The 7,805-nt window shown below is 65.6% G+C and carries 4 protein-coding genes and 6 pseudogenes; all 10 read left to right on the top strand.

Features of this window, described 5'->3' with window-relative positions; translation table 11 throughout:
* Window positions 1-163 precede the first annotated feature (163 nt).
* Window positions 164-936, top strand: a pseudogene (locus ACGF5C_RS31230) (IS701 family transposase); the annotation flags it as partial.
* 79 nt (window positions 937-1,015) lie between these two features.
* Window positions 1,016-1,192, top strand: a pseudogene (locus ACGF5C_RS31225) (transposase family protein); the annotation flags it as partial.
* Window positions 1,193-1,333: 141 nt separating this feature from the next.
* Window positions 1,334-1,864: pseudogene (locus ACGF5C_RS31220) on the top strand (transposase family protein); the annotation flags it as partial.
* A 64-nt stretch (window positions 1,865-1,928) separates the two neighbouring features.
* A pseudogene (locus ACGF5C_RS31215) lies at window positions 1,929-2,749 on the top strand (IS5 family transposase).
* Window positions 2,750-2,759: 10 nt separating this feature from the next.
* Window positions 2,760-3,011: pseudogene (locus tag ACGF5C_RS31210) on the top strand (transposase family protein); the annotation flags it as partial.
* Window positions 3,012-3,299: 288 nt separating this feature from the next.
* Window positions 3,300-4,389 (top strand): annotated as a pseudogene (locus ACGF5C_RS31205) (IS110 family transposase).
* Window positions 4,390-4,654: 265 nt separating this feature from the next.
* The gene (locus tag ACGF5C_RS31200; protein WP_393307437.1) at window positions 4,655-5,002 is read left to right on the top strand and encodes a hypothetical protein; all 348 of its coding nucleotides are present in this window, start codon (window positions 4,655-4,657) and stop codon (window positions 5,000-5,002) included.
* A gap of 163 nt (window positions 5,003-5,165) precedes the next feature.
* Window positions 5,166-5,921 carry an ABC transporter ATP-binding protein gene (locus tag ACGF5C_RS31195; protein WP_393307435.1) on the top strand — a complete coding sequence of 252 codons (756 nt, stop codon included), beginning with the start codon at window positions 5,166-5,168 and terminating at the stop codon, window positions 5,919-5,921.
* 55 nt (window positions 5,922-5,976) lie between these two features.
* A complete protein-coding gene (locus ACGF5C_RS31190) occupies window positions 5,977-7,173 on the top strand; it encodes a hypothetical protein (RefSeq protein ID WP_393307433.1) in 1,197 nt (398 codons plus the stop codon).
* On the top strand, window positions 7,170-7,790 hold the full coding sequence (locus ACGF5C_RS31185) for a hypothetical protein (protein WP_393307431.1): 621 nt from the start codon (window positions 7,170-7,172) through the stop codon (window positions 7,788-7,790). Before ACGF5C_RS31190 ends, ACGF5C_RS31185 begins: the two co-directional genes overlap by 4 nt.
* The last annotated feature ends 15 nt before the right edge of the window (window positions 7,791-7,805 follow it).

The following is a 7,805-nucleotide window of genomic DNA, read 5'->3' as shown; positions in this document are numbered from 1 at the left end:
ACCAGGCCCTCGATCACCAGCCGGGACAGCCCCGTCATCCGACGATTCATCATGATCGCAGCACCAACCATGACAGGAACAACGATCATCGATACCTAAAGATCCGCAACCGTGCACGAGGTCGTTAGACCCCACCGGGTGGCGGGTCATCCTGGACGAGGCGGTGGCGCGTGTCGCTGACCGGTTCGTGCGGCCGGAACCGCGTGCGACGGCGGCGCAGTTCGTGGAAGGGCTGCTGTCGGGCGTGGAACGTAAGACCTGCTGGTCCCTCGCGGAGCGGGCTGGTCATGCTGATCCGCAGGCGATGCAGCGGCTGCTGCGTACAGCGGTGTGGGACGCCGACGCCATCCGCGATGACGTGCGTTCCTGGTTGGTCGAGCAGCTCGGCCACCCCGACGCCGTGCTGGTCATTGACGAGACCGGCTTCCTGAAAAGGGCGTGTGCTCGGTCGGGGTGCAGCGGCAGTACACCGGCACCGCCGGTCGTGTCGAGAACAGCCAGGTCGGGGTGTTCCTGGCCTACGTGTCACCTGCGGGGCGGGCGATGATCGACAGGCGGCTCTACCTGCCCGAGACGTCCTGGTGCGACCAGCCCGACCGTCTCGCTGCCGCCGGTGTCCCGGAGCAGGTCGGGTTCGCCACGAAACCGGCCCTGGCCCGGCAGATGATCGCCGCCGCGTTGAACGCCGCCGTCCCCGCCGCATTCGTGACCGGCGACGAGGTCTACGGCGCCGACCCCGGCCTACGCGCTGACCTGGAACACCGCGGCATCGGCTACGTCCTCGCGGTCGGCTGTGACCGACGCGTATACGTCAACGACGGCCGCACCCTGATCCGCGTTGACGACCTCGCCGACCGGATCCCCACCCGTGAGTGGCAGCTGCACAGTTGCGGTCCGGGCGCGAAAGGACCCCGCGACTACCTGTGGGCGTGGATCACCATCGCCACCCGGCAGGATGAGCATCGGTGGCTGCTCATCCGCCGCAACCGCACCACCGGCGAGCTGGCCCCACCGACAGAAGACCGTCAACCGGCACCACGCCAAGATCCGCGCCGTCGGCGAGCGTGCCGTCGCCACCCTCAAGGGCTGGAGGATCCTGGCCAAGCTCCGCTGCTGCCCCCGACGGGCCACCGCGATCATCAAGGCCATCCTCGCCCTACATCACGGCCCGACCAGCCAAAACCCACGATGAAAAGCGCTCGTTGAATGAGCCTTTTCCAACCTGATCTTGCAGCAGGAGCGGTGTGCGTAGCCCCGAGATCGATGAGGGCGAGGCTCCAGGTAAGACAGCAAATCGACCGAAACCCGATGCCTTAACACGGGAGCCTCGCCTGTGCTGTCCTACCCCTCCACGATCTCGTTGTCCAGCCGGACCCTGAACCACCTCGCTGACCGTATCCGCAGCCACCGCAACCAGCGTCGATCCAGGTGGCGGCGCCTCGACGCGGGACAGCAGGCACTGCTCGCCCTGGCTCACCTGCGCAACGGCGATACCTACACCCGGCTGGCCGCCGGGTTCGCCGTCGGCGTGAGCACCGCATGGCGGTACGTGCAGGAAGCGATAGCCCTGCTCGCGACAGCCGCCGACGACCTGGCACCGCCATGAACCGGATCCGCCAGCTGGCGTACGCAATCCTGGACGGCACCCTGATCCCGATCGACCGGGTCGCCGATCAGAAGCCGTACTACTCCGGAAAACATAACCGCCACGGCGTGAACGTGCAGGTCATCGCCGACGCGGCTGGCGCGCCTCGTCTGGGCTTCGCCGGCACTGCCCGGCTCGATCCACGACCTGACCGCAGCCCGGAACCACGGCATCATCGAGGCGCTGACCAGCGTCGACGTGATGACCTTCGCTGATAAGAGTTCCTAACAAAATGATCTCCGGGTCTGACATCCCTTGTAGAGGATGATTACGATGTCGGGCCGTGAGGCGTGGCGAGCAGCCGCCGTGGATCGTGCCGGACGGGCTGTGGCAGCGCATCGAGCCGCTGCTGCCCAAACCTGAGCGCAACCCGCGGCACCCGGGACGCAAGCGGATCCCGGACCGGCAGGTGTTGTGCGGGATCCTGTTCGTGCTGCACACCGGCATCCAGTGGGAGTTCCTGCCCCAGCAGCTGGGGTTCGGCTCGGGGATGACCTGCTGGCGGCGGCTGGAGGAGTGGAACCGGGCCGGGGTGTGGCAGCGGCTGCACGAGCTGCTGCTGGCCGAACTCCAGGCCGCCGGCAAGCTGGACTGGTCCCGCGCCGTGATCGACTCCTCGCATGTGCGGGCCGCCCGACGTGGCCCAAAAGCGGCCCGAGCCCGGTCGACCGCGCCCGCCCGGGCTCGAAGCACCACGTCCTGACCGAGGGCGCCGGCATCCCCCTCGCCGTGTCGCTGACCGGCGGCAACCGCAACGACGTCACCGAACTACTCCCGCTGATCGACAAGATCCCGCCGATACGCGGGCGGCGCGGACGGCCACGACGGCGCCCCGATCAGCTGTTCGCCGACCGCGCCTACGACCACGACAAGTACCGCAAGGCCGTCCGCGCCAAGGGCATCCGCCCGCGGATCGCTCGCCGAGGTCAGCCTCACGGCTCCGGCCTGGGCGTGTTCCGGTGGGTCGTCGAGCGCACGATCGCCTGGTACCACGGCATGAGACGGCTACGCATCCGGTGGGAACGCCGCGACGACATCCACGAAGCCTTCCTCGGCCTGGCCACCTGCATCATCACGTACCGACACGTCGTACGACTTTGTTAGGACCTATAAGGGCTATCAAGGTGCCCGCGGCAGCGTGCGCACTCCGTTCAAGCGGCGCGGCTTCCGGCCGAAGCTGTCACGCCGGCAGAAGGCCGTGAACCGGGCCCACGCGAAGATCCGCGCCCGCGGTGAACGCGCGATCACCACTCTCAAGACCTGGAAGATCCTGGTCAAGCTGCGCTGCTGCCCACGCCGCGCGACCACGATCGTGCAGGCCATCCTCGTCCTGCACCACGTCGAAGCCAACCACTACGCAGGATGAAAAAGGCTGTGAAGGTGGGTGTTGGCTGGCCTGGGGCTGGCTGGCAGGGTCAGCGTCATGATCGCGGCTGGGTGTGGCTCATGAAAATGGTGGCCCACGAGGTGCTCTCAGTGAGATCTGCCCATCCGGTCCGTGGTCGGGCGCCGGCCCTGCCCCTCTCGGTGGCTTGATCAGAAGCTTGCCCGGTCCGTTGCAGCGGATCGTGGCTCATCACAGTCCTGCCTCGAGAGCACACATCTCCCGGGCCGACGCCGTCACGACGTCTCCCCGGGAAGGCAGTACGCCGCAATGGCCATCGTCGCAGACCAGTACGACTTCGTCATCGGCGTGGACACCCACGCCGCCTCCCACACGCTCGCCCTGATCACCGCTGGCACTGGCGCACTCGGGCAGCAGGCTCAGTTCCCGACCAGCCCGTCAGGGCTGCGCCGTGCCGTCGACTGGATTCAACGCCACACCCACCAGGCGCCGACGCTGATCGTCATCGACGGCGCCGGTTCCTACGGCGCCACCTTCACCGAGCAGCTTTCTGCAGCCGGCTTGACCGTCGCCGAGGCCCCCGACGTTGCGGCCACCACCCGGCGTCGCCGTGGCAAGAGCGACGTCGTGGACGCCGTCGCGATGGCCCAAGCAGCTCGCAGCCTCGACATCAACGAACTGTGCTGGCCACGGGCCGGCGGCGATCGCACAGCCCTGCGCGTCCTGACAGCGGCTCGCGAACAGATGAGCGGCGAACGCACCCGCGCGGTCAACGCGCTGACCGCGCTGCTGCGCACTGTCGACCTCGGCATCGACGCCCGCCGCGCCCTGACCACCACGACGATCGCCGCCGTCGCGGCCTGGCGCACCCGCAGCGACAACGCCACCCTGGCCGTCTGCCGCGCCGAGGCGATCCGGTTGGCGCGTCGCATCCGTGCCCTCGACGCAGAACTCGCCGCCAACCACACCGCGCTGCACGAAGCTGTCACCGCGCAAGCGCCACAACTGCTCGCCCTGCCAGGTGTCGGCGCCGTCGTCGCCGCCACCGTTCTGCTGGCCTGGTCCCACCCTGGCCGCGTCCGCTCCGAAGCCGCGTTCGCTGCCCTGGCCGGCGCGTCACCGCTACCGGCCTCATCAGGCAATACCACCCGCTACCGGCTCAACCGCGGCGGCGACCGACGCCTCAACCGAGCGCTCTACACCGTCGCGCTGGTCCGCATGGGCCACGACCCTCGCACCCGCGACTACGTGACCCGCCGCACCCGCGAAGGACGCACCAAACGCGAGATCATGCGCAGCCTCAAGCGCTACATCAGCCGGCAACTCTTCCGGACCCTGAACGGCGCCCACTCAGCCACCAGCACCACTTGACAGCTATAGAAGCATCTCAATGACATGAGTCGAGACGGTGATGAACGGCGCCATGCTGTAGTGCTGGGCCCGCGAACGTTCTACGCGAGCCACCAGAGTCCAAAATATATGGATTGCAGGGAAATATGCATGGAAGGCCACCGATCATTTGTGCATATCGTGAACATTGCAGAATTCGTCTTTGACCGAGCTCATCACGCATGGTTACTGTCCCGTGACGCGAGAGCCTCGGGCGGGCGGCGGTGGCTCTCGGATAGCCGAGCATCGCAGTCGCCCTGCGAAGGAGTGCGATTATGCGCAAACTCACGGCTGGCCTATTAATTTCCTCTGCCATTGCCGCAGGGGGCCTGACACTTGCTTCTCCAGCATGGGCGGCGTGCGGCCTCGGCGCGAACGAACCTACCGGCAATATTAGCGGAACCGGCTCGCGAACTGATTGCAGCGGCACGGTCACGCTCACGGTTCGAGTCAGGAAGGATGTCTTCGGGCCGGACATCACGGTGGCTGAGGCCTCGCAGACGGGCTTCGGCAACGGCAGTCTCACGGCCAACGGCTCGTGCGCCGGTGGCGGCACCTATTTCACCGAGACGATCAGTTCCAGCGGCAACAGCATCATGTCGGGTCGCGTCGACATGTGCTGAGATAGGCGATCATCCTGAGTGCTCGGCTGCGAGGTCTCGGCTCCTTGCGGCCGAGCACTCGGTCGAATGCCCTCGCCGGTAACCGGTTTGATCCGCGCGAGATGGCGTGGGCTCTGATAAGGTGCAGTTCGCACAAGGTAGACGTTGGTTGGGGGAGTCGTCCATGCCGATCATCCTCAAGAGTGTCGAGTTCGCGTATGGGCGGACCGTCGTCCTCAAAGACGTGAACTGGGCGGTGGATCTCGGCGTCAGTGGGCTTCTCGGCCCGAATGGTTCGGGTAAGACCACCCTGTTGAATCTGCTTGTTGGTCTGACCCGACCCCGCTCTGGCGAAATTATCTATGGATCAGCTTCGCCACCTGACGGGCCGCCGAACGGACGCGCCAGGATCGGGTACGTGCCGCAGCGATTCTCGGTCGCCGGGGAAATGACTGTCCTAGATACAATCTCCTACGCGGCTTGGACGAACGGCGTGCCAGCCAAGGGTTGTGCGACCGCAGCGAGTAAGGCGCTGGCGACGGTACAGTTGGATGATCATGGTCGGCGGCGAGTACGCCAGTTGTCCGGCGGTCAGCGGCAGCGGATGGGTATCGCGGCGGCTCTGGCACATGAGCCGGACGTCGTGGTTCTTGACGAGCCGACGGTCGGACTTGATCCGGGCCAGCGCTTACGGGTCAGAGAAGTCATCGCTGACATCGGGCGCACGAAGACGGTAGTGCTCTCAACGCACCTCATCGAGGATATCGCTCATCTGTGCAATCACGTCGGTGTCCTTGCCCAAGGACGGATGGCCTTTGACGGCACCGAGGACGAGCTGTCGGCACTGATCGATGACGCCCAGCACGAGGGTGTCCTCGGATCAGACTTCGAGCGCTCGTACTACGCGCTGATCGAGCGCCTGGGTGCGGCCAATGAGTGAGGCGCACATGCGGCGATTGTGGCCGCTCGGACCCATCCCCCTTCTTATTCCTGGGGTGCTCATCTTCGGCGTTGTCCTGAGCGGCACGTACGATATGTTCTCGTGGCCGTATCAGGAATGGACACGCACATCGTCAGAATTCATGTGGCAGTTAGCCATCACCGGCCCGATAGCCGCCGCAGCCGCCACCTATTACGCCGGACGGCTGACACCACCCTCGCGCATCTTCGCGCAACGTTCGAGCGCCCGGCCGGTCTCCGCCATCCTGAACCGGCATCTCTGTCTGCTGCTGTCCAGTCACCTCATCGGCTACGTACTCGCCTTCGTCCCACTACTCGTGCTGACCGCCGGCAAAGCGCAACATGGCGGCCCCGACATCCTGGTCATCCTTACCGGTCTGGTGGGGCTCGCGACCGCCACGGTCCTGGGCTACCTGACCGGAATCTGGTCGCGGACCGCGGTGATGAGTTCGCTGTCTTTCGTGCTGCTCCTCGGCGTGACCGTTATCGGCACCACGGGAATGAGTGCGCTATCACCTGTTCCCACCCATGTGCTCACGTTGGGGGAACAAGCCTCTCGGCCCCTGCTGATCTACCGGCTGATATTTCTCGCCATCGTCAGCCTCGCGGCAGCGCAAATCAGCCTCGCACTGCTGCGGTCGACCTCGCGTAAGCCGCCGCTCGCTGCCCTCGTAGCAGTGCCCATGGTGATGCTGTTCGCTCTCGGCCCGAGCCTGCGACAACCCACCGTGTCGGTCTACCGAGCCGACGCCCCGCGCGCCTGCACCGCGAAGGCGGGTGTCGAGTACTGCGTTCACGAGGGGCACCGCCGTCAACTGGTGGCCTTCGTGACCGGGGGCAGCGAGGTCGTCGCCGCGTACGGATTTGCTCCCGAGCGTGCGCGTCGCATCTACGACCGGGCGCTGCTCGGTACGGCAGCGCCCAACGAGCTGGTGATCTGGCCGAGCCTGAGCCCCGCAAACCGGGTCGAAGGAGCGGTTGCGTCAGAGGTCGCCCACAGCCTGGCGGGCACCGACGCATGCATAAAGCGCTACGGCTTCCGGTTCCCGCCTGACATCGCCAACTTCAACGCGTACTTCTTCAATTGGCTGCGAGGCGCAGGCACAGCACCGCTGCACTCCGACTACAACCCCTTCAAGGACGTGCCATTGGCAGCCGTTCAGAGGTGGATCGAGACGCATGATCGACAAGTCGAGACGTGCACCGTCGATTTGAATACGCTGCCGACGTGATCCTTCGTGTCATACTTACCAGTCGCCGCGTAGTCATCTATCTCGCGACGATCGTTCTCCTGTCGGCAGTCAGTTGGCTACTCGGTAAGACCGGCATTTTGATTAACCTCGCGTTCCCGCGGCCACAGATAAGACTGCCGTATCCGGAGATATGCGCCGTGCTGGGGGGAGCTCTCGGCGCGGTGATTCTTCGCCCACGGTTCTGGGAATGGGATCGAGTCGCAAGTGGGCGTGCCTCGATAGTCGCCGCCGCCTTCGCTCTATTCGGAAGCGTCGCCCCGGCAGTAATCGTGACGGCGGGCGCATTGGCGTTGCCAGCAGGCTCTCCGGTTGCATGGCGCATCTGCAACGCCGTGGTCATGTGTGCGGTCATCTTCTTGTGTTCGCCGTACCTCGGCGGCGCGGTCACAGGCGCCGCAGCCATCGTGCTCTACTTCGCGCACGGACTCGTCAACAATCTCTGGCATAACCTGAGTTTCGTGCCTATCACCAGACTGCCTAACCACAACACGCATTGGATCACGGCATCCGCGCTCATCGCTCTGGCCGGTATTGCCCACTATCGCACCCGCGGAGCGACCGCCTGGTCCCAGCGGATGTTTGCCCGCGACGAGTGAGACGAGATCACCAAA

This window comes from Micromonospora sp. NPDC047620, assembly GCF_043205005.1.
Classification (GTDB): Bacteria; Actinomycetota; Actinomycetes; order Mycobacteriales; family Micromonosporaceae; genus Micromonospora.
Note: the sequence above shows the minus strand (reverse complement) of the source record. Positions and strands in the feature narration are given on the sequence as shown.